This is a genomic window from Mycolicibacterium sp. XJ662, from assembly GCF_053484035.1.
This window is the reverse complement of record NZ_JBEFTL010000009.1, coordinates 170978-197827: the sequence shown is the minus strand read 5'-3', so window position 1 is coordinate 197827 and position 26850 is coordinate 170978. Positions and strand designations below refer to the sequence as shown.

The 26850-nt window shown below is 67.7% G+C and carries 21 protein-coding genes; 3 read left to right on the top strand and 18 right to left on the bottom strand.

What is annotated here, in order from left to right:
* Positions 1-7: 7 nt before the first annotated feature.
* The 7 genes from pyrF to pyrR all read right to left on the bottom strand — a co-directional run bounded on the left by pyrF (position 8) and on the right by pyrR (position 8658).
* Positions 8-826 carry an orotidine-5'-phosphate decarboxylase gene (gene pyrF / locus ABQE93_RS21535; protein WP_448410374.1) on the bottom strand — a complete coding sequence of 273 codons (819 nt, stop codon included), beginning with the start codon at positions 824-826 and terminating at the stop codon, positions 8-10.
* Positions 823-4161, bottom strand: a complete 3339-nt coding sequence (gene carB / locus ABQE93_RS21530) for a carbamoyl-phosphate synthase large subunit (RefSeq protein ID WP_448410373.1) — start codon at positions 4159-4161, stop codon at positions 823-825. Before carB ends, pyrF begins: the two co-directional genes overlap by 4 nt.
* A complete protein-coding gene (carA, locus tag ABQE93_RS21525) occupies positions 4161-5285 on the bottom strand; it encodes a glutamine-hydrolyzing carbamoyl-phosphate synthase small subunit (protein ID WP_448410371.1) in 1125 nt (374 codons plus the stop codon). The genes carB and carA overlap by 1 nt, the downstream gene beginning before the upstream one ends.
* Positions 5282-5782 carry a PH-like domain-containing protein gene (locus tag ABQE93_RS21520; protein WP_448410369.1) on the bottom strand — a complete coding sequence of 167 codons (501 nt, stop codon included), beginning with the start codon at positions 5780-5782 and terminating at the stop codon, positions 5282-5284. The genes carA and ABQE93_RS21520 overlap by 4 nt, the downstream gene beginning before the upstream one ends.
* Positions 5783-5864: 82 nt before the next feature.
* Complete coding sequence (locus tag ABQE93_RS21515) at positions 5865-7157, bottom strand: dihydroorotase (RefSeq protein ID WP_448410368.1); 1293 nt, start codon at positions 7155-7157, stop codon at positions 5865-5867.
* A complete protein-coding gene (locus ABQE93_RS21510; protein WP_448410367.1) occupies positions 7154-8107 on the bottom strand; it encodes an aspartate carbamoyltransferase catalytic subunit in 954 nt (317 codons plus the stop codon). Before ABQE93_RS21510 ends, ABQE93_RS21515 begins: the two co-directional genes overlap by 4 nt.
* Entirely contained in the window at positions 8104-8658 is a 555-nt protein-coding gene (gene pyrR, locus ABQE93_RS21505) for a bifunctional pyr operon transcriptional regulator/uracil phosphoribosyltransferase PyrR (RefSeq protein WP_448410365.1), read from the bottom strand. Before pyrR ends, ABQE93_RS21510 begins: the two co-directional genes overlap by 4 nt.
* Before the next feature lie 111 nt (positions 8659-8769).
* On the opposite strand from pyrR, the gene ABQE93_RS21500 reads away from it, so the two are divergent.
* The gene (locus ABQE93_RS21500; protein WP_448410364.1) at positions 8770-9975 is read left to right on the top strand and encodes a serine hydrolase domain-containing protein; all 1206 of its coding nucleotides are present in this window, start codon (positions 8770-8772) and stop codon (positions 9973-9975) included.
* Positions 9976-9977: 2 nt separating this feature from the next.
* On the opposite strand, the gene ABQE93_RS21495 is transcribed toward ABQE93_RS21500, so the two are convergent.
* Both ABQE93_RS21495 and ABQE93_RS21490 read right to left on the bottom strand, forming a co-directional pair.
* Positions 9978-11660 carry a sensor histidine kinase gene (locus ABQE93_RS21495; RefSeq protein WP_448410363.1) on the bottom strand — a complete coding sequence of 561 codons (1683 nt, stop codon included), beginning with the start codon at positions 11658-11660 and terminating at the stop codon, positions 9978-9980.
* Between the two features lie 32 nt (positions 11661-11692).
* Complete coding sequence (locus tag ABQE93_RS21490; RefSeq protein ID WP_448410362.1) at positions 11693-13015, bottom strand: wax ester/triacylglycerol synthase domain-containing protein; 1323 nt, start codon at positions 13013-13015, stop codon at positions 11693-11695.
* Positions 13016-13174: 159 nt separating this feature from the next.
* On the opposite strand from ABQE93_RS21490, the gene ABQE93_RS21485 reads away from it, so the two are divergent.
* The gene (locus ABQE93_RS21485) at positions 13175-14170 is read left to right on the top strand and encodes an Acg family FMN-binding oxidoreductase (RefSeq protein ID WP_448410360.1); all 996 of its coding nucleotides are present in this window, start codon (positions 13175-13177) and stop codon (positions 14168-14170) included.
* Between the two features lie 37 nt (positions 14171-14207).
* A complete protein-coding gene (gene dosR, locus ABQE93_RS21480) occupies positions 14208-14855 on the top strand; it encodes a hypoxia response regulator transcription factor DosR/DevR (RefSeq protein ID WP_448410359.1) in 648 nt (215 codons plus the stop codon).
* 9 nt (positions 14856-14864) lie between these two features.
* On the opposite strand, the gene ABQE93_RS21475 is transcribed toward dosR, so the two are convergent.
* From ABQE93_RS21475 to ABQE93_RS21435, 9 genes are all read right to left on the bottom strand, one after another.
* Positions 14865-15752, bottom strand: coding sequence for a universal stress protein (locus tag ABQE93_RS21475; RefSeq protein WP_448410358.1), 888 nt, complete (start codon positions 15750-15752; stop codon positions 14865-14867).
* 17 nt (positions 15753-15769) lie between these two features.
* On the bottom strand, positions 15770-16762 hold the full coding sequence (locus ABQE93_RS21470) for an Acg family FMN-binding oxidoreductase (protein WP_448410356.1): 993 nt from the start codon (positions 16760-16762) through the stop codon (positions 15770-15772).
* Positions 16763-16807: 45 nt separating this feature from the next.
* Positions 16808-17458 (bottom strand): helix-turn-helix transcriptional regulator, encoded by a 651-nt coding sequence (locus ABQE93_RS21465; protein WP_448410355.1) that lies wholly within the window; start codon positions 17456-17458, stop codon positions 16808-16810.
* A 132-nt stretch (positions 17459-17590) separates the two neighbouring features.
* Positions 17591-18319, bottom strand: coding sequence for a respiratory nitrate reductase subunit gamma (narI, locus tag ABQE93_RS21460; protein ID WP_448410353.1), 729 nt, complete (start codon positions 18317-18319; stop codon positions 17591-17593).
* Between the two features lies 1 nt (position 18320).
* Positions 18321-18980, bottom strand: a complete 660-nt coding sequence (narJ, locus tag ABQE93_RS21455) for a nitrate reductase molybdenum cofactor assembly chaperone (protein ID WP_448410351.1) — start codon at positions 18978-18980, stop codon at positions 18321-18323.
* The gene (gene narH / locus ABQE93_RS21450; protein WP_448410350.1) at positions 18977-20644 is read right to left on the bottom strand and encodes a nitrate reductase subunit beta; all 1668 of its coding nucleotides are present in this window, start codon (positions 20642-20644) and stop codon (positions 18977-18979) included. The genes narJ and narH overlap by 4 nt, the downstream gene beginning before the upstream one ends.
* A 34-nt stretch (positions 20645-20678) precedes the next feature.
* Positions 20679-24389: a nitrate reductase subunit alpha gene (locus tag ABQE93_RS21445; RefSeq protein WP_448410348.1), complete on the bottom strand. Its 3711-nt coding sequence runs from the start codon at positions 24387-24389 to the stop codon at positions 20679-20681.
* Complete coding sequence (locus ABQE93_RS21440; protein ID WP_448410346.1) at positions 24386-25612, bottom strand: nitrate/nitrite transporter; 1227 nt, start codon at positions 25610-25612, stop codon at positions 24386-24388. The genes ABQE93_RS21445 and ABQE93_RS21440 overlap by 4 nt, the downstream gene beginning before the upstream one ends.
* 79 nt (positions 25613-25691) lie before the next feature.
* Complete coding sequence (locus ABQE93_RS21435) at positions 25692-26765, bottom strand: tellurite resistance/C4-dicarboxylate transporter family protein (protein ID WP_448410345.1); 1074 nt, start codon at positions 26763-26765, stop codon at positions 25692-25694.
* Between the last annotated feature and the right edge of the window lie 85 nt (positions 26766-26850).

Here is a 26850-nt window from a genome sequence, read left to right as displayed (position 1 = left end):
CGCGTGCTCAGGCGAGGTAGGCCACCGCGTCGCGCATCGCCTCGGCCGCCGCCCGCAGCGCGGCCACATCCGGCCCGGCCCGCAGCACCTCCCGCGATACGGCGGGCAGCAACTGGCCCGGCTTTGCCCCGCCGAGCCCGGCCAGGGCTTCGGGACGCCCGCCCTGGGCGCCGACGCCCGGAACGAGCACCGGACCGCCCAACGCGCTCACCTCGGGCGGGTCGGACACCGTGGCACCGACGACGACGCCGACGTTGCCCGGTTCGGGTGCGCCGCCCCGGTTGATGGCTGCGGCGGCGTCGACGATCGACTGCGCGACGGTGCGGCCGTCGCCAAGCGCACGCTGGACGGTGTGGCCTTCCGGGTTGGAGGTGGCGGCCAACACGAACACCCCGCGTCCGTGTGCCAGCGCGGTGTCGAACAGCGGCTGCAGCGAGCCGAAGCCCAGATACGGCGAGGCGGTCACCGCGTCGGCCGCCAGCGGTGAATCGCCCGCCCACGCCTGGGCATAGGCGGCCATCGTGGATCCGATGTCACCGCGCTTGGCATCGGCGAGCACCAGCACTTCGGCTTCGCGCAGCGCGGCGATGGTGTGCTCGAGCACCGCATAGCCTGCCGCGCCGTAGGTTTCGAAGAACGCCACCTGCGGCTTGACGATCGCGAACCCGGTGAACGCCGTCACGCAGATGTCGCAGAACGTCCGCAGCCCGTCGGCGTCGGCCGAAAGCTCCCACGCCCGTAGCAGTTCGGGGTGCGGATCGATGCCCAGGCACAGCGGTCCGCACGCCGAGACGGCCTCGGCCAGCCGCCGACCGAACCCGGTCACGTGCCCAGCGCGCTGTGCAGTTCCTGCAGGGCCATCACGCCGATCTCACCGCGGATCGCCGCCTCGATGCCCTGCACCGCCGCCGACGCGCCCTGCACCGTCGTCACACACGGAATGTTGTTCGACACCGCCGCCGAGCGGATCTCGTAGCCGTCGACGCGCGGCCCGGAGTTGCCGTACGGCGTGTTGATCACCATGTCGACCTCGCCGGCCCTGATCGCGTCGACCGCCGACATCTTCGGCCCGTCGGCTGTCGGCTCCTGAAAGTGCTTGCGCACTTCGTCACACGGAATCCCGTTGCGGCGCAGCATTTCCGCGGTGCCCTCGGTGGCCAGCACCCGAAAGCCCAGGTCGGCGAGCCGCTTGACCGGAAACACCAGCGACCGTTTGTCCCGGTTGGCCACCGAGACGAACACCGTGCCCTCGATCGGCAGTGAGCCATAGGCGGCGGTCTGGCTCTTGGCGAACGCGCTGCCGAAGTCGCGGTCGATGCCCATCACCTCGCCGGTGGATTTCATCTCCGGGCCCAGCAGGTTGTCGATCTGCGCGCCGTCGGCGCCGCGGAACCGGTTGAACGGCAGCACGGCTTCCTTGACCGCCACCGGGGCGCTGCGCGCGGTCGTCGCACCGTCACCGGTCTTGGTCAACACACCTTCGGCGCGCAGTTCGGCGATCGTGGCGCCCAGCATGATCCGCGCGCACGCCTTGGCCAGCGGCACCGCGGTGGCCTTTGACACGAACGGCACCGTACGGCTGGCGCGCGGATTGGCTTCCAGCACGTAGAGCACGTCGTCTTTGAGCGCGTACTGCACGTTGAGCAGGCCGACGACGCCGATTCCGTGCGCGATGGCCTCGGTGGCGCTGCGCACCGCTTCGATATCGCTGCGGCCCAACGTCACCGGCGGCAGCGCACACGATGAGTCGCCGGAGTGGATACCGGCCTCCTCGATGTGCTCCATGATGCCGCCGATGTACACCTCGGTGCCGTCGCACAGCGCGTCGACGTCGATCTCGATGGCGTCCTCGAGGAACCGGTCGACGAGCACCGGGTGCTCGGGTGAGAGTTGAGTGGCGCGGGTGATGTAGCCGTGCAGCGTCTCGTCGTCGTAGACGATCTCCATACCGCGGCCGCCCAGCACGTAGGACGGGCGGACCAGCACCGGGTATCCGATGTCGGCGGCGATCCGGCGGGCCTGTTCGAAGCTGGTGGCGGTGCCGAACTTCGGTGCGGGCAGCCCGGCGTTGGTCAGCACTTCGCCGAACGCGCCGCGGTCCTCGGCCAGGTCGATCGCGCTGGGGCTGGTGCCGACGATCGGCACCCCGGCCTGTTCGAGGCGGTCGGCGAGGCCGAGCGGGGTCTGCCCGCCGAGCTGCACGATGACGCCGACGACACCGGGGCCGCCGCGCCCGGATTGCTGTTCGGCGTAGTAGATCTCGAGGACGTCTTCGAACGTCAGCGGTTCGAAGTAGAGCCGGTCGGCGGTGTCGTAGTCGGTGGACACGGTTTCGGGGTTGCAGTTGACCATCACCGTCTCGAAACCCGCGGCGCTCAGCGTGGTGGCGGCGTGCACACAGCTGTAGTCGAACTCGATGCCCTGGCCGATGCGGTTGGGACCCGAGCCGAGGATGAGCACCTTGGGCCGCTCGGTCTGCGGGGCCACCTCGGTCTCGGCGGCGGGATCGAGTTCGTAGCTGCTGTAGTGGTATGGCGTTTTGGCTTCGAACTCGGCCGCGCAGGTGTCGACCGTCTTGTAGACGGGGTGGATGCCGAGTCTTTCCCGCAGCGCCCGCACCCCGACCTCACCGGCCAGTTCGGGTCGTAGCGCGGCGATCTGGCGGTCGGACAGGCCGTGGTACTTCCCGCGCCGCAGCAGATCGGTGTCCAGCACGGGGGCCTCGACGATCTCCGCGCGCAGCGTCACCAGCCCGGCAATCTGCTCGGCGAACCAGGGGTCCACACCAGAGGCCTCGGCCACCTGCTCGACGGTGGCGCCGAGGCGCAGCGCGTACTCGATGTCGTAGAGCCGGCCGTCGGTGGGTGTTTTGAGGTTCTGCAGCAGTTCGTCGACGCTGAGGTCGGGGTCCGGCGCGGTCCAGAAGCCCGCCCTGGTGGTCTCCAGCGAGCGCATCACCTTGCCCAGCGACTCGATGAAGTTGCGGCCCAACGACATTGCCTCGCCGACGGATTTCATCGTGGTGGTCAGCGTGTCGTCGGCGCCGGGGAACTTCTCGAACGCGAACCGCGGGGCCTTGACGACCACGTAGTCCAGTGTCGGCTCGAAGCAGGCCGGGGTCTCCTTGGTGATGTCGTTGACGATCTCGTCGAGCGTGTAGCCGATGGCCAGCTTGGCGGCGATCTTGGCGATCGGAAATCCGGTGGCCTTCGAGGCCAGCGCGCTCGAGCGCGACACCCGTGGGTTCATCTCGATGACGATGAGCCGGCCGTCGGCCGGGTTGACGGCGAACTGGATGTTGCAACCGCCGGTGTCGACGCCGACCTCACGCAGGATCGCGATGCCCAGATCGCGCATCGTCTGGTACTCGCGGTCGGTGAGCGTCATCGCGGGCGCGACGGTGACCGAGTCGCCGGTGTGCACGCCCATCGGGTCGACGTTTTCGATCGAGCAGACCACGACCACGTTGTCGTTGCCGTCGCGCATCAGCTCCAGCTCGTATTCCTTCCACCCGAAGATCGATTCCTCGATCAGCACGTTGGCGCTGGGCGAGGAGGCCAGGCCGTGACCGGCCATCCGGTCGACGTCCTCGGCGGAGTACGCCATCCCCGAGCCGAGCCCGCCCATCGTGAACGAGGGCCGAACCACCACCGGCAGCCCCAGGTCGGCCACTGTCTCCCTGACCTCGTCCATCGTGAAACACACACGCGAGCGGGCGGATTCACCACCGACCTTGGCGACGATGTCCTTGAACCGCTGCCGGTCCTCACCGCGCTGGATCGCCTCGAAGTCGGCGCCGATCAGCTCGACGCCGTAGCGCTCCAGCACCCCGTTCTCGTAGAGCGCGACGGCGGTGTTGAGCGCGGTCTGCCCACCGAGGGTGGCCAGCAACGCGTCGATCTTGTTGCCGCGTTCGGCCTGCTGGGCGATGACGCGCTCGACGAACGACGGTGTGATCGGTTCGACGTAGGTCTGATCGGCGAACTCCGGGTCGGTCATGATGGTCGCCGGGTTCGAGTTGACCAGGCTGACCTGCAGCCCCTCGGCCTTGAGCACGCGGCAGGCCTGGGTGCCTGAGTAGTCGAACTCGCAGGCCTGCCCGATCACGATCGGCCCGGACCCGATGACCAGCACGTGGTTGAGGTCGGTGCGTTTAGGCATCAGCGCTCCCCTGCCATCAGGTCGACGAACTGGTCGAATAGGTAGTTCGCGTCGTGCGGACCGGCCGCGGCCTCGGGGTGGTACTGCACCGAAAACGCCTTACCGTCAAGCAGTTTGACGCCCTCGACCACGCCGTCGTTGGCGCAGGTGTGGCTGACGATCGCGGTGCCGAACGGGGTGTCGAACCGCTCGCCCGCCTCACCCTCGAGCGCGAACCCGTGGTTCTGGGCGGTCACCGCGACCCGTCCGGTGGCATGGTCGATGACCGGGATGTTGATGCCGCGGTGCCCGAAGACCATCTTGTAGGTGGATCGGCCCAGCGCGCGGCCGAGGATCTGGTTGCCGAAGCAGATCCCGAACAGCGGGATCCGGGCGCCGAGCACCTCGCGGGTGACGCCGACGATGTGGTCGGCGGTGGCGGGGTCGCCGGGCCCGTTGGACAGGAACACGCCGTCGGGTTTGAGGTCGGCGATCTGCTCGAACGTGGCCGACGACGGCAGCACGTGGGTTCGGATGTCGCGGCGGGCGAAGCTGCGCGGGGTGTTGGTCTTGATCCCGAGGTCGACGGCGACGACGGTAAAGCGCGCCGGCCCTTCGGGTTCCACCACATAGGCGGTATCGGTGCTGACCTCGTCGGCCAGATCGGCGCCCAGCATCGACGGCTGCGCCTGCACGCGGGTCACCAACTCATCCAACGACGCCGCGGCTTCATCTCCACTGAACACGCCGGCCTTCATCGAGCCGCGGCTGCGCAGGTGTCGCACCACGGCGCGGGTGTCGATGTTCGCGACGCCGACGACGTTCTGGCGCACCAGTTCGTCTTCCAGCGTTCCGGTGGCGCGCCAGTTCGACGCGCGCGGAGACGGGTCACGCACCGCGTATCCGGCCACCCAGATCTTGTCGTCGCGGCTCTCGGCGTCCTGGTGGTTCCAGCCGGTGTTGCCGATCTGCGGTGCGGTGGCGACCACGATCTGGCGGTGGTAGCTCGGATCGGTCAGCGTCTCCTGGTAGCCGGACATCCCGGTGTTGAACACCGCCTCCCCCAGCGTCTGCCCGACGGCGCCGTACGCGGTGCCGGTGAAGACGCGGCCGTCCTCGAGCACCAGTACCGCTTTGGAATTCATGCAGCCTCCTCAAGCCATCGCGCATATTCCCCCCGGTCATCGGCACGAAACCCGGTGTCGAGCTCGGCGCCCGACGGCAACCGCCACCGGATGGCCAAGATTCCTTCGTGCGTCATGGCCTTCCCGGCGATCGCGCGTTCGGTGCGGATCGCGGTGATCGACTCGTCGGGGATCCAGATCGGTCCAGCACCGCTGCGCTGCACCATGATTCCCTCGGGGTAGCGGGTCAGCACCGCCTTGGCGCGAAAGCCGAGGTCGCCGACCACGACGCGGTCGTTCCAGCGCGGCGCCAGTGTACTGCCGACGTAGAGGCCCTTGGTCGGCGCGACGATCGCTTCGCCGACGGTGTCCGGCAGCGGCGGCAGTGTGCCGATGAGCTCGGCCTGCCGTTCGGCGCGACGGCGCCAGCCGCGCATCATCGCCTGGATCAGCACCGCGATCACCACAACGAGGATCGCCGCCAGCACCAGCGACCCCACCAACGTCCCCGTGTTCACGTTGAACTCCGCAACCGTGGCCCAACGGGACAAACGGGCGCAAAAGTGCGAGTAGTTTGCGCCATTTCGTCGGTCTCGACGCTCATGCCGGGCATTTCCCGTCGCGTGCTGTGACCTTGCCGCGCAGCATGGTAAGCGTGATCGACGCCGGCAGCTCCATCGTTTCGTAGGGGGTGTTGGCCGACCGGCTGGCCAGCGCCGCGCCTTCGACCGTCCAGGTGGCGTCGGGGTCGACGACGGTGAGGTTGGCCGGCTCACCCACCTCGAGCGGCCTGCCCTGGTCGGGCAACCCGACGATGCGGGCCGGGTTCTCACTCATCACGCGCGCCACATCGCGCCAGCTCAGCAGGCCGGGCCGCACCATCGTCTGCACCACGACCGATAACGCGGTTTCCAGGCCGAGCATTCCGGGCCGGGCTTGGGCGAACTCGCAGCACTTCTCGTGCTCGGCATGCGGGGCGTGATCGGTGGCCACGCAGTCGATCACCCCGTCGGCCAGGGCCTGGCGCAGCGCTTCGGTGTCGGCGGCCTCCCGCAGCGGCGGATTGACCCGGTTGCGGCCGTCGTAGCTGGCCAGCCGCCCGTCGTCGAGCAGCAGGTGATGCGGCGTCACCTCGGCGGTGATCGAAATACCTTGTGCCTTAGCCCATTTGAGGATCTCTACCGTGCCAGCGGTCGACGCGTGGCAGATGTGCACCCGGGACCCGGCGTCGCGGGCCAGCAGCGCGTCGCGCGCCACGATCGACTCCTCGGCGGCGCGCGGCCACCCGGCCAGCCCGAGTCGGGCCGCGTTGGGTCCTTCGTGCGCGACGGCCCCGACGGTGAGACGGGGCTCCTCGGCGTGCTGGGCGATCAGGACGCCAAGCCCCTTGGCGTACTCGAGGGCGCGACGCATGATCAGCGGGTCGTGTACGCAGATGCCGTCGTCGGAGAACATCCGCACCTGCCCGACGCCGGCGGCCATCAGGCCCATCTCGGTCAGCTGGGCGCCGGCCAGCCCCATGGTGACCGCCCCGACCGGGTGCACGTCGACCAGGCCGACCTGCTGGCCGCGGTGCCACACGTGGTCGGTGACCACCGCGCTGTCGGCGACCGGGGTGGTGTTGGCCATCGCGAACACCGCCGTGTAGCCACCTAAAGCCGCTGCTGCCGAACCGGTTTCGATATCTTCGGCGTACTCGCGGCCGGGCTCGCGCAGATGGGTGTGCAAATCGACGAAGCCGGGCAGCAGAACGTGGTCGGTGGCGTCGAACACGTCGGCATCGTCGGGAACACCCAGCGCGGCGCCGATCTCGGCGATCTGACCGTCGGCGACCAGCACGTCGACCCGGTCGCCCTCGCCGTAGCGCCGAACTCCTCGAATCAGCGTGCTCATGCGTTGAGAACCTCCCTGTCAGCTCCCACGAGCAGGTGGAACAGCACGGCCATCCGCACGTGCACACCGTTGGAAACCTGTTGCAGCACCGCCGATTGGGTCGACTCGGCCACCGAGAACGCGATCTCCATGCCGCGCACCATCGGGCCGGGATGCAGCACCACCGCGTTGCCGGGGAGCATCGCCTGCCGCTTCTCCGAGAGCCCGTAGAGCACCGAGTACTCGCGGGCCGACGGGAAGAAGCCGCCGTTCATCCGCTCGGCCTGCACCCGCAGCATCAGCACCGCGTCGGCGACGGGCAGTTCGGCGTCGAGGTCGTGTGACACGGTGACCGGCCAGCTGTCGACCCCGGCGGGCAGAAGCGTGGGCGGCGCGACGAGAACCACCTCGGCGCCAAGGGTGTTGAGCAAGAGCACGTTCGACCTGGCGACCCGGCTGTGCAGCACGTCGCCGACGATCACCACCCGCTTGCCCTCGATGTCACCGAGTCGCTGGCGGATGGTCAGCGCGTCGAGCAGCGCCTGGGTGGGATGCTCGTGGGTGCCGTCGCCGGCGTTGATCACCGCGGGTCCGTCGCCGCCGGAGGCCGTCCATTCGGCGAGTTGCTGCGGCGCACCGGATGCGGGATGGCGGATGATCAACGCATCGGCGCCGGCCGCGCGCAGGGTCAGCGCGGTGTCGCGCAGCGATTCACCTTTGGACACAGACGATCCCGTTGCGCTGACGTTGATGACGTCGGCGCTCATCCACTTGCCGGCCACCTCGAACGACACCCGGGTGCGGGTGGAGTTCTCGTAGAACATCGTGACGACGGTGCGCCCACGCAGCGTCGGCAGCTTCTTGACCTCGCGGCCCAGCAACGCCTGGCTGAACCGGTCGGCGTCGTCGAGGATGGCCAGGGCCTCCTCACGGGACAGGTCGGCGGCGGACAGCAGGTGCCGGCTCGTCACTTGGAGATCACCACCCCGTCGCGGTCGTCGTGTTCGGAAAGCAGCAGATGGACGCTCTCACTGCGCGAGGTCGGCACGTTCTTGCCCACGTAGTCGGCGCGCAGGGGCAGCTCCCGGTGGCCGCGGTCGACCAGCACCGCCAGTTGCACGGCGCGGGGCCTGCCGATGTCGCGCAGCGCGTCCAGCGCCGAACGCACCGACCGCCCCGAGTACAGGACGTCGTCGACGAGGATCACCAGCGCGTCGTCGATACCACCCTCGGGTATCGAGGTGTCCTCGAGCGGTCGCGGCGGTTTGATGTTGAGGTCGTCGCGGTACAGCGTGATGTCCAGCGCGCCGTGCGCGACGTCGACGCCGGAGAACTCCTTGATCTTCGCGGCGAGCCGGGTGGCCAAAATCACACCGCGGGTGGGGATGCCGAGCAGGACGACGCGTGGTGCGTCGGAACCGTCGAGTGCGGTCTTTTCGATGATCTGATGGGCGATACGGGAGATGGTCCGGCCGACGTCCGCTGCGGACATCAACTCCCGGTCGGTGCCTGAAGAGCCCAAGCGACTCTGACCTCCTTCTCCGCCTCTCGGGACGGCTCTTTAAAGGACGTCGAAACTTCGCCGAGCTTAGCACCTCCGAACGCGTCCCGACGCGCTGGATACGCTGGCGCGGTGAATCTCGACGGCAATCAAGCATCCATCCGCGAGGCCATCGACGCCGGCCTGCTCGCAGGCGCCGTCACGCTGGTGTGGCGGGCAGGCGAGGTGCTGCAGGTCAACGAACTCGGTTACCGCGACGTCGAAGCGCGGCTGCCGATGCAACGCGACACGATCTTTCGCATCGCGTCGATGACCAAGCCGGTCACCGTCGCCGCGGCGATGTCGCTGATCGACGAGGGCAAGCTGGCGCTGACCGACCCCGTCACCAAGTGGCTGCCCGAATTCGAGCAGATGCGGGTGCTCGACGCGCCCGGCGGACCGCTGGAAAAAACCCATCCGGCGCGCCGGGCGATCACCGTCGAAGACCTGATGACGCACCGCAGCGGGCTGGCCTACTACTTTTCGGTGGTGGGGCCGCTGGCGCGCGCCTACTCGAAGATCTCGATCCGGCAGAACCCCGACGGCTGGTTGGCCGAGATCGCGGCGCTGCCGCTGGAGCACCAGCCCGGCGAGCGGATGACCTACAGCAACGCCACCGACGTGCTGGGCATCATCCTCGAACGCATGGAGGGCGCCTCGCTGCAGGACGTGCTGACCCAACGAATCCTGGGTCCGTTGAACATGGCCGACACCGGCTTCTACGTTCCCTCACGCAACCGCAACCGCGCGGCCACGATGTACAAGCTCACCGACGAGCACAAGCTCAGCCACGACGCGATGGGTCCGACGCCGGCATCCCCGCCCCCGTTCTGCATGGGCGGCGCGAACCTGTTCTCCACCGCCGACGACTACCTGCGGTTCGCCCGGATGCTGCTGGCCGGCGGCGAGATCGACGGTGTGCGGGTGCTTTCCGAGGACGCGGTGCGTTCGATGCGCACCGACCGGCTCACCGATGAGCAGAAGCAACACGACTTCCTCGGGATGCCGTTCTGGATCGGGCGCGGCTTCGGGCTCAACCTCTCGGTGGTCACCGATGCGGCGAAGTCACGTCAGCTGTTCGGTCCGGGCGGGCCGGGCACGTTCAGCTGGCCGGGCGCCTACGGCACGTGGTGGCAGGCGGATCCCAGCGAGGACCTGATCCTGCTCTACCTCGTGCAGAACTTTCCGAACCTCGGACCCGACGCCGCAGCGGCCATCGCGGGTAACACATCGCTGCTGAAACTGCAGTCGACACAACCGAAGTTCGTCCGCCGGACCTACGAGGCGCTCGACATCTGAGTTCACTCGGCGATCAGACACGGCGCCGACCACCGCAATGCGGTGCCCTGGTCGGGCGCAGTGTGCACGCTGAAGGTGCCGCCCATGTCCGTCGCGCGTTTGCGTAGGTTGTTCAGACCGCTGCGGGCGACGTCATCGCCGAAGCCGCGGCCGTTGTCGATGACCTCGATGGTCAGTTCGTCTGCGACGACGACGCTGATGCCCAGCGTGGTGGCGTTGGCGTGCCGGACCGCGTTGCTGACCGCCTCGCGGACAACGGCTTCAGCGTGCTCGCCGAGTTCGACGTCGACGACCGAGAGCGGCCCGGTGTACTTCACCGTGGTGTGCAGGTCCGCGGTGGAGAACTGGGCGATCGCCTCGTCCAGCCGCTGCCGAAGCCCGGTCGTACCGGCCGGCGAATTGTGCAGATCGAAGATGGTCGTGCGGATCTCCTGGATGACCTCTTGGAGATCGTCGATGCTGTCCGAAAGACGTTGTCTCACTTCTGGAACGCGAGCCCGTGGGATGACACCTTGCAGTGACAAGCCGACCGCGAAGAGCCGCTGGATGACGTGGTCGTGTAGGTCGCGGGCGATGCGGTCACGGTCGGCCAGGATGCCCACTTCGCGCATTTGGCGCTGCGCGGTGGCCAGCTGCCAGGCCAGCGCCGCCTGATCGGCGAACGCCGCCATCATGTCGAGTTGGTCGTCGGTGAAAGGCGGTGCTCCCGTACGGCGAAGCGCGACAAGGACTCCGGCGACCGTGTCCGCGGCGCGCAGGGGAAGCACGAGGGCCGGACATCCGGCTGCCGTGTCGGCGAGCACGTCGTCGAATCGGTCGTAGCGCCCGGGCCGCCGTTCGGTGAACGCTTCGCCAACCAACGTGCCCTCCACCGGAATCGTTTGCGCTTCCGATGCCGCGACGTTGCCCGATGTCGCTGCGATGACCAGTTCGTCGACCTCGTCGGGCGCCGACTCCGGGTCTGACGGTACCGCGACCAACGTCAGTTCGGCGCCGCTGAGCGTGCGGCATTCGGCCGCGACCAGGTGGAACACCCGAGCCGGGTGGGTGCCGGCCAGCAGTTCGGTCCCGATGTCGCGGGTGGCCTCGATCCACGCTTGCCGGGTTTTCGACGACTCGTACAGGCGCGCGTTGTGGATCGCGATGCCCGCCGCGGCGGCGAGGGCCTGAACCAGCACTTCGTCGTCTTCGCTGAACGGCTGGCCGCCCGCCTTCTCCGTCAGGTACAGGTTGCCGAACACTTCGTCGCGGACCCGCAGCGGCACGCCGAGAAAGGTCCGCATCGGCGGGTGGTTCGGCGGAAACCCGACGGATGCGGCGTGGTCGGCGATGTCGTCCAGGCGGATGGGTTTGGGATCATCGATCAGAACTCCGAGCACGCCACGCCCCTGGGGCAGTTGGCCGATGATCTCGCGGTCCTCATCGGAAACGCCCTCGTAGACGAACTCCACCAGTTCGTGGCCGCGTCCGCGCACACCGAGGGCCCCGTACCGGGCGTCGACGAGGTCGATGGCGGTGCCCACGATCGTCTTGAGGGTCTGGTCGAGCTCCAGACCCGACGTGACCACCAGCATGGCCTCGACGAGACCGTCCACGCGGTCGCGCCCCTCGATCTGCAGTTGCGACAGGGTTTCTCGCAACGGAGCGCCGCTGGACTTCAGCCGCGGGTCTGCATCGTCGGTCACGCCACCATCGTCCACTTATTTCGCCGTCGCGCCTACCTCGCGGTGGTGGCCAAGGCTCGCGGTGAGGCGGGTGTGCCTTCGCTCGGGATGAGATAGAGCATGTGCATGTTGTTGGCCCGCCGCGCCGATGTGCTGATCGCGAGCAGTCGGGCCACGGTCTGCTCGATACCGTGGGCCAGCTCGCCGATGTCGGGCAGCGCATCGTGATCGGAGGTGACGCCGATCGTGAGCTTATCGGCGTAGCTCACCATCGCGACCCCGGTGCGAAGGCCGACTCCGATGGCAGGAATCGGCAGCAGCCGCACGATATCTCGCCCCATGAACCGCAGCCGACCGTGCGGACCGGATTCGTCCGTCGTCAATGCCACCACGCCGCGCTGCGGCAGGCCGGGCAGCGCGGAAACCGGGTGGGTGATCCACGGCCCGTCGGTGACGCTCAACCGGCCATGGGCGGTCCGCAACCGTTGGACCGGGTCGGGCTCGTCGACAGGTAGTGCCACTGCGGCGGGGGCGCCGGCCGCGGTGGAGACCACAGCGCGCAGCCCATCGCAGTGCGGCCGTCGGCCGTGGCCGATCAGCAGGTCGCGGTAGCTTCTGCCCATCGCGGCAAGCGTGATGTCCTTGATCGTGACCCCGAAGGTGTCACACACCCTCGTGACGTCGTCACGGCTCAGTTCCACTGAGGCGTAACGACGTAGGCCGGTGAGGTGTCCGCCGCAGGCCGACACCTCAGGGCATGTGCCGGGCCGCGTGATACCGGCGGTGTCCGCCACAGCGCGTACCGCCGCGACGGTCATGGCCGTAGACGACCGCCACATTCCGCCAACCCATTTCAGCGGGTTGAGCGTGCGCGCAGACGACTCGCAACTGCACCGCGACGGCGCCTCGGCGTCACCGCCGTCGGACAGCCGCATCAGCGTGCGCACCACCTCGGTCTCATCGACGATGCTGGCGTGGGTCTTGAGCAGCAGTGCCCAGCGGTCCTCCGAAAGTCCTTCGACCACCCAGCATTCCCACAGCGGGTGATCGTGATGGAGTCGCCAGCTCATCACGTCGGAAACCAGGTCGAACAACGCCTGGTCGTCACCGGGACGCGGGACCGCGATGTGGTGTACATGGCGGGAGAGGTCCTCGCGGGCAGCGACCATGCGCGGCGCGGCGAGATCGAGCGGATACCGACGCACCACCCGGCTGAATCGGCGATCGGTGTGCAGTCGCGCGGCCAGCACCTCGAGCAGCGAATCGCTGTCGGGCAGCGGACCCTCCAACACCGCCAGCGCACCGACGGCGAAGTTGGTGTGCGGGTCAGCGTCTTCAACCTTCAGCAACGTCGTGTTCAAACCTGCGTGCGCCATATCCGTAACCTCCAGTTACATGTATTCTTAACATATTGTCGTCGGCTTCGGAAGGCCTCGGCAGGGCCGAAAGTCCCTGATATCGGGGCCGAACCGCCTGCCGGAGCCTAGGGACCATAGACCCTGGTTTTGCCAGATGATCGCGCCCAAGCTGAGGGCATGGGTAATGCCCGGGTGGATATCGACCAGATCAGAGACGTCGTGCAAACGGCGGGCCGTGCACCGTCGCTGTACAACAGCCAGCCGTGGCGGTGGGTCGCAGACATCGCCGCAACAAGCCCTGCGCTTCAACTTTTCCTCGACACCGACCGGGTGCTCTACTCGGCCGACCGCTCGGGCCGCGAGGCGGTCATGGGCTGTGGGGCGGCGCTGGACCACTTGCGGGTGGTGGCCGCCGCGACGGGTTGGCGCACCGTCGTGGACCGGCTTCCCAACCCCAACGATCCCCGGCACCTGGCATCGGTCGACTTCAGGCCGATGGAGACCATCACCGATGGGCAACGGCGCCGTGCCGAGGCGATACTGCGGCGCCGGACCGACCGGTTGCCGTTTCGAGCTCCCCCGGACTGGGATCCGGTTGAGGCGCAACTGCGTAGGGCGGTGACATCCGCGGCGGTGCGACTGGATGTTCTGGCCGACGAACTGCGTCCCGAACTCGCGCAGGCTTCGCGCCTCACCGAGTCGCTGCGTCTCTACGACACCTCGTATCATTCCGAACTGTCTTGGTGGACAGGACCCTTCGAGTCCGTCGACGGTGTTCCGCACAGCACCCTGGTGTCGGCCGCCGAAGCCGACCGCGTGCAGGTCGCCCGCGACTTTCCCCGCATGCTGCACGGTGATCGGCGGCCCGAGTTCGGGTATGACGAGTCCAAGATTCTGGTGCTGTCGACCTTCGACACCGACCGCACCAGCGTGCTCGAATGCGGTGAGACGCTTTCCGCTGTCCTGCTCGAGACCACGATGCAAGGGTTGGCGACGTGTCCGCTGACCCACATCACCGAGCTGTGGGCCAGCCGCGACGTCGTCTCACGGCTGATCGGCCAGAGCACGACACCGCAGGTGTTGATCCGGGTCGGGCTGGCCCCGGCGCACGAGGATCCCCCTGCGCCGACGCCGCGGCGAGCGATCGACGACGTGCTCGAAACCGTATGGTGAGGACAACGTTCACTTCGCGCGAGTTCGGAGGCTTCACATGGTCACGGTCTTTCTCGTCGACGACCACGAGGTCGTGCGGCGGGGGCTGATCGATCTGCTCAGCTCGGATCCCGAACTCGAGGTCGTCGGCGAGGCCGGATCGGTTGCCCAGGCGATGGCGCGGATTCCCGCGGTGCAACCCGATGTCGCGGTGCTCGACGTGCGGCTGCCCGACGGCAACGGCATCGAACTGTGCCGCGATCTGCTGTCGCTGCTGCCCGATCTGCGCTGCCTGATGCTGACCTCATTCACCTCCGATGAAGCGATGCTGGACGCGATCTTGGCTGGCGCAAGCGGATTCGTCGTCAAGGACATCAAAGGCATGGAACTGGCCAAGGCCGTCAAGGACGTCGGCGCCGGCCGTTCCCTGCTCGACAACCGGGCGGCCGCGGCGTTGATGACGAAACTACGCGGGGCGGCCCAACGCGACGATCCCTTGGCCGAACTGAGCGAACAGGAACGGGTACTGCTGAACCTGCTCGGCGAGGGGTTGACCAACAAACAGATCGCCGCCCGGATGTTCCTCGCCGAGAAGACGGTCAAGAACTACGTATCGCGGTTGTTGGCCAAGCTCGGGATGCAACGTCGCACCCAAGCAGCGGTGTTCGTGTCCAAGCTCGACCGAGGTTCGCGCAACCAGGACTGAATCGCGCCGTCAGGACGGACGCGCGACGATCACCGGCGTCCGCGCGGACTCCGCGACAGCCGTGCTGACCGAGCCGAGCAGCATTCTGGCGAAGCCACCGCGACCGTGGCTGCCGACCACCGTCAGCTGGGCCTTCTCCGACTGCTCCAGCAGTTGCCGCGCGGGCCGGTCGGGCACGACGACCCGGTCCACCGTGACGTCGGGATAGCGTTCCTGCCAACCCGCCAGCCGCTCGGCGAGGGCCTCCTCGGCTTCGGTTTGTACAGCAGACCATTCGACACCTGCGAGCTCGGCCACCCCGAGATCGTTCCAGGCGTGCACGGCGACCAGGTGTACACCGCGGCGCGCCGCCGCGTCGAAGGCAATGGCCGTCGCCGACTCGGAAGCAGGCGACCCGTCGATGCCGACAACCACCGGAGCCTCGGCGCGCTCGGTTGACGGCGGATCCTCGTCGTGGATCACGGCGACCGGACAGCGGGCATGGCGAATCAGGCTTGCACTCACCGACCCAAGCAGGCGACGCCGGATGGCTCCGAGCCCGCGGCACCCGACGACGATCAGCTGGGCTTCGTCGGATACGTCGATCAGGGTGTGCACAACGCCGGCGGCGACCATCTCGGTTTGCACGTCGATCGCGGCGTCGCCGATAGCCTCCTGAGCGCATGTGCGGGCGGCACTCAGAATCTCTTGGCCATGCTGTTCGAGTTGCGCGACTAGGTCGGGCGGTGTGGACACCTCGGGCCACATCTGCACCGGGGGTGACTGGAGCACATGGACGACGGTCAGCGGGAGTTTGCGCATCGCGGCCTCGCGCGCTGCCCACGCCACCGCCACCGTCGACGGCGGTGATCCGTCGACGCCGACGACGACGCCGTAATGCCTTGGCGGGGTGGGCATTTCACACTCCCCCGGCGCTATTCGAAGACCGAGCCGTCGAGTCCGGTGACCACCTCCGACAGCGGGCGTCGAGGCGTCGCGGGCAACGGGTCGGCGTTGACCGGCGCCCATCCGACCCGCAACATCATTTGCGGATAGGCACTGTCGCCGAAGACGTCGCTTCGCACGGCTTCCCGGGTTTCGGGAAACTCCAACGGCTCGGTGATCGGGCAACTCGACAGGCCCAACGCGGTCGCCGTCAGCAGGACCAGGCTGGTCGCCTCACCGGCGCGCAAGCGCGAGAGGCTGCTGTCGTCCTTGGTGCCGAGCGCCAGCACCACCGCGCTGTCGTCGGTGGGGTCGGCGTCTTCGGGCTGGGCCAACGCGGGTCCGGCGAACACGCGCCCGGGTACCGGCGACAGCGGATCCGACGGCGGCGTATTACGCGCAGGCACGCCCGATACGGAGGCGTAACGTCCGCTCCACGTGGCCAATTCGGTGAGGTAGTCCTGATCGAGGGCGTGCCGCCACGCCGCCTCCGCGACGACGCCCTGCAGCTTCGGCAGCGCCTCGACCTGTCGCAACATCACCCCCGCGCGCGCCGCACGCGCGCCCATCAACGTGATGTCGGCCGCCGGTACGGGCCACCAGCTGTAGAGCCGACGGTCGGTGCGCCTGCGCGGTATCGCGGCGGCGAGCATCACGTCGAGTTCGGTGGCGGTGTGCCGCTGCAATTCGATGCTGGCCAGATGCTCCGGCTGCAGCGGATCCGGCAGCCGGTGCACCTTGGCCTGCCAGCCCAGCGCGGCCAGCGCGACCACCGCGTGGTGCAGCGCCGTGCCGCAGCTCAGCAGCAGATCGCGGCTGTCGGGGTCGGTGTTGGGCAAGTGCCGTTCGGTGTCGGCATACAGATGCAGTGACGCGTCACCCACCCGCCACCGCCAGGGCTGGGTGTTGTGGATCGACGGCGCCCTGACGGCCAGCGACAAGGCCGTGTGGATCGTTCGATGATCCGGGAAGCGGCTACTCATGTCTCCAGCATCGCCTCGCGGGTGGACCCGGGCAAGGGAACAAAGTCACTCGACGTGGGGAATTTCTCCGACGTGTAGGTGCGCCCGGCACAGGTCGGGTTCGACGAACGGTTCGAGCTTCTCGACCGTGACGGGTGCGTTCCACGCCTCCAACGCGCCGCGCATCAGCCCGAGGTGCACCGGGCAGACGACGTCGGTGCTGTGCTCGGCCAGCTCGAGGAACGGGCAGTGCCGCAGGTCGACGCGGCGCTTGCCGCCGACGGTGCGTAACCGCGGGGCGAAGCCGAGCTCATCGAGGAACTTGACGAGCCGGCGGGCCGATTGCTCGACGCTGACCGCAGTGCGGCCGTCGCGCTGGCTGATCCTGCGGGCCCACGCACGCCCGGCGTTGGCCGCCTTGTCCGCCGCGTTGCGCTGGCCGGCCAGGCTGAACAACAGAACTTCGGCGAGCACCTCATAGCGCCGCGGACCGCCGGGGTCCATGCCGTGCACGGCGCGAAACATCGACGGTGGGCGGCCCGGCCCGCGCCGGTCGGATTCGACCTGTTCGGCGCGGCCGTCGGCGACCAGCGTGTCGAGATGGAACCGGACCGTGTTGGGGTGCACGTCGAGCTTGTCGGCGATCGCGACGATGGTCATCGGCTCATCGGTGGCGCGCAGCGTCGCGAGCACATCTTCGCGACGACCGGCAGACATGCCCGATAGTTTATCCAAGTTTGCTCGTAACAACGAAACACCGGGAAACCGGGCTCGAATGTGGGTTTGTGGCACGCGGTCGACCCTCACCGCGTGGCACAACCCCACACTCGCCGGGCAGCGGCCGAGCCGTCACCAGCCGCGGCGTTGCGGGTGTGATCCGACCAACTCGCCCTTACCCGCCACGTCGCGGCTGCGGTACACGATGTAGGGACGGAACAGGTAGGCGATGGGTGCGCTGAACACATGTACGAGCCTGGTGAACGGCCACAGGCAGAACAGCACCAGCGCGATCATCACGTGGATGTGGAACCACAACGGCGCGGTGACCATCAAATCGCCCCGGGGCTGCAGAATCCAGATGGACCGGAACCACGGTGACACTGATTCGCGGTAATCATGTTCGGCACCAACGGGTGTGGCGCCGATCAGGGTGCAGGCCAAACCGGCCACGATGGCCAGCACCAGCACGGCGTACATCACCTTGTCGTTGACCGTGGTGGCCAGAAACACCGGCCCGGTGGTGCGACGCCGGTACACCAGCAGCGCGATGCCGCCCAGCGTGGTGACCCCGGCGATCGCGCCGAGCACCATGGCCTGGATGTGGTAGACGTGGTCGCTCATCACCAGGTCGGTCCACGACTCGGGAATCACCAACCCGATGATGTGCCCGACGATGACGACCAGGATGCCGAAGTGAAACATCGGGCTGCCGATGCGCAGCAGACGCGACTCGTAGAGCTGAGAAGACCGTGTGGTCCACCCGAACTTGTCGTAGCGGTACCGCCACCACGTCCCGACCGCGACGACGGCCAGCGTCACATACGGCACCACATCCCAGAAGATCACCCAACCCGACATGTCAGTGAGCTCCTTCGGTACGGCGTGGCGGTACGGTCAACGTAAACGGTTCCAGCCCAACGGCTTCGGCGGGTGGACCGGCCTCGGCGAGCCGCTGGGCGCGCTGGGTCTCCCGGTCGGTGGGTTGCGGCAGCGTGGTGCGCACCGCGGCGACGGCGGGTGCGTACGGCGAATCGGTGTCGTGAAGCGACGCATAGAGCACGTCGATCGGGACGCGGTGCTCCACCAGGAGACGACGCCCGCCCACCGGGTCGACGGTCGCGGCGAACTCCAGCACCACCGGAAGGTAGTCGGGGGCTTCCTTGCACGGCGGCGGTACGCCGGCATCGCGGTACGCGGCGTTGAACGCCAGCATGTGGTGCCCGCGGTTGCGGGTGTCGCCGGCGGTCCAGTAGGTCAGATACATCGTCGAAGAGCGCCGCATGTCGAAGGTTTCGACGTAACGGGCGGCCGCGGTGGTCGCATCGGTGTGCCGCAGCGCGGCGGCGGTGCGGCCGAGCAACGTCGAGGCCGGGTCACCGATGTGCGCCAGCAGTTCGTCGACGGTGTGCAGACGCTCGAAGCACCGGTCGTCGGGATAGCACAGCAGCAGCGACGCCGCCTGCCACACCAGCCGATCGGTCAGCGTCGCCGAATCAGGTTTGCGGCCCAGGAGTTTCATTCCGGGCCGCCTTCGTCTGGGAACAAGCCCGACGGCGCCCCGCGGCCGTCCCAGTTGAGCAGGTTCACCCGGGACGGACGTTCGGCGTTGGCGGCCATGCCGTCGCTGGTCTGGCGGTGCTGCAGGGCGTGGAATGTTTCGACCGCCACCGGCACCGGGCCGCCGCTGGCCTCGCCGAACGGACCGGACTCGTACATGCCGGGACCCCCTTCGAACGACAGCGAGCACCCGGGCTCTTCGAGTGCCTGTGCCTCGAGCGCGTGCGCGTCGGCGGCGTATGCGGTCGGGATGACGTAGCGCTCGTCATATTTGGCCAGCGCCAGCAGCCGGTACATCTCATACATCTGTTCCTCGGTCATGCCGACCGATTCGGGGATGTGCGGCTGGGTCTCGCGGCCGAGGTTGATGTCGCGCATGTAGGAGCGCATCGCGGCCAGCCGGCGCAGCACGCCCTCCACGACGGAGGTGTCCCCGGCAGTGAACAGCCCTGCCAGGTACTGCATCGGGATGCGCAGCGCCTCCAGCGCGCCGAACAGGTTGCCGAGTTCCTCACCGTCGTGGCCGTCGCGGGCGACGGCGTCGACCACCGGCGACAGCGGCGGGATGTACCACACCATCGGCATCGTGCGGTATTCCGGATGCAGCGGCAGCGCAACCTGATACTTGTGGATCAGCGCGTAGATCGGGGAACGTTGCGCGGCTTCGATCCACTCGTCGGAGATGCCTTCGGCGTGTGCTCCGGCGATCACCTCGGGGTCGTGCGGGTCCAACAGGATCGACTTCTGCGCCTCGTAGAGGTCGGTGTCGTGCTCCACCGTGGCGGCTTCCAGCACCCGGTCCACGTCATAGAGCACCAGGCCGATGTAGCGCAGCCGGCCCACGCAGGTCTCCGAGCACACGGTCGGCAGGCCCACCTCGATACGCGGATAGCAGAACGTGCACTTCTCGGCCTTGCCGGTCTTGTGGTTGAAATACACCTTCTTGTACGGACATCCGGACACACACATCCGCCAGCCGCGACAGCGGTCCTGGTCGACGAGCACGATGCCGTCCTCACTGCGTTTGTACATCGCGCCCGACGGGCACGACGCCACGCAGGACGGGTTCAGACAGTGCTCGCAGATGCGCGGCAGGAAAAACATGAACGTCTGCTCGAGTTCGAGCTTGATTTCTTCGCTGACCTGTTTGAGCACCGGGTCGCCGGGCACGATCTCCGGTGATCCGCCGAGGTCGTCGTCCCAGTTGGCCGACCACGAGATATCCATCGGTTCACCGCTGATCAGGCTGCGCGGTGGGGCGACGGGCATCTGGTCCGACAGCGGCGCCGACATCAGGTTGTCGTAGTCGTAGGTCCAGGGCTCGTAGTAGTCGGAGATGTTGGGCATCTTCGGGTTGGCGAAGATCCGGAACAGTTTGGACAGCCGGCCGCCGTCACGCAACCGCAGCCTGCCCTTGCGGTCGCGGATCCACCCGCCCCGCCAGCGTTCCTGGTCCTCGTACTGGCGCGGATAGCCCTGCCCGGGCCGGGTTTCGACGTTGTTGAACCACACGTACTCGGTGCCGGGACGGTTCGTCCAGGCCTGTTTGCACGTGACCGAACAGGTATGGCAACCAATGCATTTGTCCAGGTTCATCACCATGGCCATCTGCGCCATGACCTTCATAGGATGCCTCGCTCTCCACGTTTCGCTCGGCGCATTAGAAGACGACCTCCTGGCTGCGCCGCCGCACGACCGTCACTTCGTCACGCTGATTACCGGTCGGTCCGAGATAGTTGAACGCGAACGCGTTCTGTGCGTAGCCGCCTGCCAGGTGACTCGGTTTGATCAGCAGCCGGGTCAGCGAGTTGTGGATGCCCCCGCGCTTACCGGTCGTCTCGGACAGCGGCACGTCGATGGTGCGCTCCTGGACGTGGTAGACGAACACCACCCCGTCGGGCATCCGATGGCTGACGATCGCCCGGCACACCAGCACGCCGTTGCGGTTGACGGCCTCCACCCATTCGTTGTCTGCCACACCGATCTTCGCGGCGTCACCGGGGCTCATCCACATCGTCGGTCCGCCCCGCGACAGCGACAACATCAACAGGTTGTCCTGGTACTCGGAGTGGATCGACCACTTGGAGTGCGGCGTGAGGTAGCGCACTGTCAGGCCCACCCCCTCCGTGCCGATCTGCGATTCGCCGAACAGCCGGTTCATGTCCAGCGGCGGCCGGTAGATCGGCAGCTGTTCGCCGAGTTCCTCCAACCAATCGTGGTCGAGGTAGAAGTGCATCCGGCCGGTCAGCGTGTGAAATGGCTTGAGCTCCTCGATGTTGACGCTGAACGGCGCGTACCGGCGGCCGCCGGTTTCACTGCCCGACCACTCCGGGCTGGTGATCACCGGCACCGGGCGGGCCTGTGTGTCGGCGAAGGTGATTCGGCGCTCCTCGCTGCCCTCCGCCAGGTGCGTCAGACGCCTGCCGGTGCGTCGCTCCAGGTCACGGAACCCGTCGACGGCGAGGCGACCGTTGGTGGTCCCCGACAACGCCAGGATCACCTCGGCCATCCGCTCGGCAGAGGTGATCGCCGGACGTCCTTCGGCGACACCGGAGTTCATCACACCGAACTTGGCGGCGAGCTCGTCGACCTCCTTGTCCGGGTGAAACGTCACACCCTTGGTGGTCAACCCGAGCCGGTCGACGAGCGGCCCCAGCGTCAGCCACTTGTCGATGACGGCCGGGTAGTCCCGCTCGACCACCGCCAACGGACCCATCGTCTTACCCGGCACCGGGGTCTCCCCGGTTTCGCGCCAATCATGTTCGGTGCCACCGGGACACGCCATCGCACCGGGTGTGTCATGTTGCATGGCGCCCATCACCACGTCGGTGCGCTTACCAAGATGTTTGGCCGCCAGCGCGCTGAACGTCCGCGCGATCGCCCCGAACGCCTCGTAGTCGGACCTGGTTTCCCACGGCGGGTCGATCGCGGCGTTGAACGCATGCACATACGGGTGCATGTCGGTGCTCGACAGATCGTACTTCTCGTACCAGGTGGCGGCCGGCAACACCACGTCGGACAGCAAGGTGGTCGATGTCATCCGGAAGTCGATCGACATCAGCATGTCCAACTTGCCCTCGGGGATGTCACCGGATTCGTCCAGGGTCCAGGCAACACCGTTGGGGCGCAGACTCTCCGGCGCGGGATCGGCTTGCAGGTTCGAGTCGGTGCCCAGCAGGTGGCGCAGGAAGTACTCGTTGCCCTTGCTCGACGAGCCGAGCAGGTTCGAGCGCCACACGCTGAGCACCCGCGGCCAGTTCCCGGGGTCGTCGGGATCGGTCACGGCGAGTTTGAGCTCGCCCGACGCCAGCTGCTGTGCGACGTAGTCGCCGATGTCCTGGCCGGCCTCGCGCGCATCGTCGGCCACGTCCAGGCTGGACCGGTCGAACTGCGGGTAGAACGGGCTCCACCCCATCGCCGACGCCGAGGCCAGCACATCCATCGTGTGGCGATCTTTGAACTTGCCGCGCCCGGTCGGGCTGGCCAGCGCGTCGGCGCGGTAGCCGTCATAGCGCCACTGGTCGGTGTGGACATACCAGTACGACGTGCCCGGCATCTGCCGCGGCGGGCGTGACCAGTCGGTGGCCATCGCCATCGTCGCCCACCCCGTGACGGGCCGGCACTTCTCCTGGCCGACATAGTGCGCCCAGCCGCCACCGTTGCGCCCCATCGAACCGGTCAGTAGCAGCATCGCCAGCACCGCGCGGTAGGTCGCGTCGCCGTGGAACCACTGGCAGATCCCGGCGCCCATGATGATCATCGACCGGCCGCCGGACTCCTCGGCGTTGCGGGCGAACTCCTTGGCCACCCGAATCGCCTGGGCCGCAGACACTCCGGTGATCGGCTCCTGCCACGCTGGGGTGTAAGGGTGGACGGGGTCGTCGTAACCGGACGGCCACTGTCCCGGCAATCCCGGCCTGGCCACCCCGTACTGCGCCAGCATCAGGTCAAATACCGTGCACACCAGGTGCTCGCCTACCCTGCGCACCGGCACGCCACGCGCCAACGTGGTGGCCTGCCCGTCGATGCTGTCGAAGCGTGGCAGCACCACCTCGGCCACCTCACCCTGCTCACCCGGTGCGGGCGCGACGGTCAGCGCGGGCGCCACCTCGCCGAGATCGAGGTTCCACTTCCCCACGCCGTCGTCGCCGTAGCGGAAGCCGAGCGAACCGTGCGGCACCACGACCGTGTCGGTGACACCGTCGAGCACGGCCGGTTTGAACGCCGCGTTCTCCTGCTCGGAGAACCCTTCGCCCAGGTCGGCCGCGGTGAGGTTCTTACCGGGCACCAGCGCGCCGTCGCGCTCCTCGAGCTTGACCAGGAACGGCAGGTCGGTGAACTTCTGCGCATAGTCGATGAAAAACGGAACACGTTTGCGCACATAGCATTCGGTGAGAATCACGTGCCCCATCGCCATGGCCAGCGCACCGTCGGTACCGGCGACGCAGGGCATCCATTCGTCGGCGAATTTGGTGTTGTCGGCGTAGTCGGGGCTGATGGCCACGACCTTGGTGCCGCGGTAGCGCACCTCGGCCATCCAGTGCGCGTCCGGGGTGCGGGTGACCGGGACGTTGGAGCCCCACATCATCAGATAGGCCGCGTCCCACCAGTCGCCGGACTCCGGCACGTCGGTCTGGTCGCCGAACACCTGCGGCGAGGCCACCGGAAGGTCGGCGTACCAGTCGTAGAACGATGTCATCACCCCGCCGAGCAGTTCGATGAACCGCGACCCGGCCGCGAACGACACCATCGACATCGCCGGGATCGGCGAGAAGCCGGCGACCCGGTCGGGGCCGTACCGCTTGATCGTGTGCACGTGCGCGGCGGCGATCATCTCGGTGGCCTCGGCCCAGCCGACCCGCACCAGCCCGCCCATTCCGCGGGCCCGCTGATATCGGCGGCGTCGCTCGGGGTCGGCCTGGATGTCGGCCCACGCCAGCACCGGATCGCGCAGCCGCGCCTTGGCTTCCCGGTACATCTCGACGAGCACACCGCGCGCGTAGGGATAGCGGACCCGGGTCGGCGAATAGGTGTACCAGGAGAACGCCGCCCCGCGCGGGCAGCCGCGCGGTTCGTACTCGGGGCGGTCCGGGCCGACCGAGGGGTAGTCGGTCTCCTGGGTCTCCCAGGTGATGATGCCGTCCTTGACGTAGACCTTCCAGGAGCAGGATCCCGTGCAGTTGACGCCGTGGGTGGACCGAACGACCTTGTCGTGGCTCCAGCGGTCGCGGTAGAAGACGTCGCCTTGGCGGCCACCGCGACGGGTGATGGTGCGCGCGTCGGCGGAGACCTCGCCGGGAGTGAAGAAGCGGCCGCTGCGTTCGAGAAGTTCCTCGATCCGGCCGCCGGTGCGCGGCGGTGTGGTGGTCATTGGGTGGCCTCCTTGCGGGCTGCCGTCGGTTCGTGCGCGTGTAGCCGAAATGCGGTGTAGGTGAACGCGACCAGCGCCGTGGCCACCAGCAGCACCAGCCCGGTCGAGTAGTCGTTGTCGACGTGGTCGTAGGTGGCACCCATCACTAGCGGTGGGAAGTAACCACCCAGACCGCCTGCGGCGGCGACGACGCCGGTGACCGAGCCCACCGACTTCGCGGGCGCCCGCAGGGCGACCCAGGCGAACACGCCGCCCGTGCCGATACCGAGGAAGACCGCCAACGTGATGAACGTCGCCGCCGACCACACGTCCGGCGGGGGCTGGAACATCGCGATGAACGCCAGCAGTGCGGTCCCCGCGAACGACGTCAGCACCACGTATTTGGGTCCGAACCTGTCGGCGAGCACGCCGCCGACGGGGCGGGCCAGCACCGCGGCCAGCGCGAAACCGGCCGTGCGCGCCCCCGCGTCGACCGCCGAGAAACCGTAGATCGTCTTGATGTAGGTGGGCAGGTAGTTGCTGAACGCGACGAAGCCGCCGAACACCACCGCGTACAGAAACGACATCTCCCAGGTCACGCGGAGCTTCGCGGCGGCCTTCAGTTTCGGCATCACCCGGTCGGTGTTGGCGACGAACGTCGGTGAGTCGCGCATGGCCACCATGCACAACACCGCGGTCAGCGCCAGCGCGACCGCGATGATGACGTGGGTGGGAAACAGCCCGAACCAGCCGACGAACCGCGGGGTGAAGAACGCCGACAGCGCGGTGCCGACCATGCCCATGCCGAACACGCCTGTCGCAAAGCCGCGCCGCGACGCCTCGTACCAGTTGTTGGCGAACGGGATGCCGACGGCGAAGATCGTGCCGGCGATGCCGAGGAAGAAGCCGCACACCAGCAACGCCGGATAGGAACCGGCCGCCCCCGCTGCGCCCACCGCAAGCACCGGAACGATGGACGCCAGCGAAATCGCGATGAACATCACGCGTCCGCCGAACCGGTCGGTCAGCGACCCGATGACGATCCGGCCCAAGGAGCCGACCAGGATCGGTGTCGCCACGAGCATCGACGCCTCGGTGCTGCTCAACGACAGGTCCCCGGCATATGACGTCGACAGCGGGCCGATCATGTTCCAAGCCCAGAAGTTGATGGCGGAGACCCACGTTGCCAACGCCAGGTTGACGATGCGTTGTGCGCCGGCGTTCGGCGTGGTCGCCGTGTTCACCATCCCAGACAACCATCGAATGCTGAACTCAGTACCGTTTTGGCGTAAACCGATGTGGCCCTAGGAATCAGAAGATCACCTACCTATCGCGTACCGCATGAAGCCGGGCGGTGGTGAGCAGGTGGTACATCATCGCCGCGAACGTGCAAGCCCATGCTGTTAGCGCGATCCAGATCTCGACACCGCCGATCGCCGCCACCACCGGCAGCTGATCGGCCTGCCCGAGGTAGAGCGCACCCACGCCGTACATGCCCAGCGGGAAGATGACGCTCCACATTGTCGCGTCGTAGCGCAACGGGATGTTGTGGATGAAATGCCGCCAAATACCCCCCGCGATCAGCGGCGGGATCAGCCAGCTACCGAAGGCCCAGAAGGTCACCGACGCGCCGGCGATGAGGCCGCGGGTGGCAGCAACCATTGGGGCATCGGCCATCTCGACGATTCGAGCCCCGGCGAGCACGGTGATCGCGGTGGCGCCCATGGCCACCCAGTACGGCGGGGTCAGGTCTTCGGGCTGGAACGGATACAGCATCACCCGGACGATGACGAGCACCGCGACGACCGCGTACAGGAACACCCCCACCGACCAGGAGAACACCGCGATCAACGCCAATTCCCGCTGGCCAGAACCGAGTTGGGGCTGCAGCACGGCCGCCAGCACCGCGACGGACTGGCTGGCGACCACCCAGATGAACCACGCCCCGTTGGCGACGTGCAACGTGGGGCGCAGCCGGTGCCCGAGGACCGCGGTCCACGGCACGACGTAGCCGAGGACCACCCAGGTCACCACCGCGACGACCAACAGCGTCAGCGCGGTCCGGTAGTGGGCGTCGAGGGCCAGCCGGGTGCCGAGCACGTTGGTGGCCGCGACGAACGTGAACATGCCGAACCCGCGGCGCGGGTCGGCGAGGTCGGCGCTGAACTCGGCGCGGAACGCGAGAACGCGCGCCAAGCTCAACGCGACGAGAATCGCGTAGGCGATGCAGGTGAGCCACAGCAGGGCGACCGAGACGGCGTCTGCGGCCTTGTACTGCATGGCGATCGACACGATCCCGGTTGCCATGACCAGCGCGAAATAGCCGGGGTGCAAAGTCCGTACGGCCTTGCGCACACCGGATTCCGGCTGCGTCGGCGCCGAGCCCTGTTTCGACATGCGCACCTGAGCCTAATGTCCTTGCTGGGCCGACCGCGGGAACGGCGGCCACTGGCGTTGCGCCGCGCGACGGGCCATGCTGGGC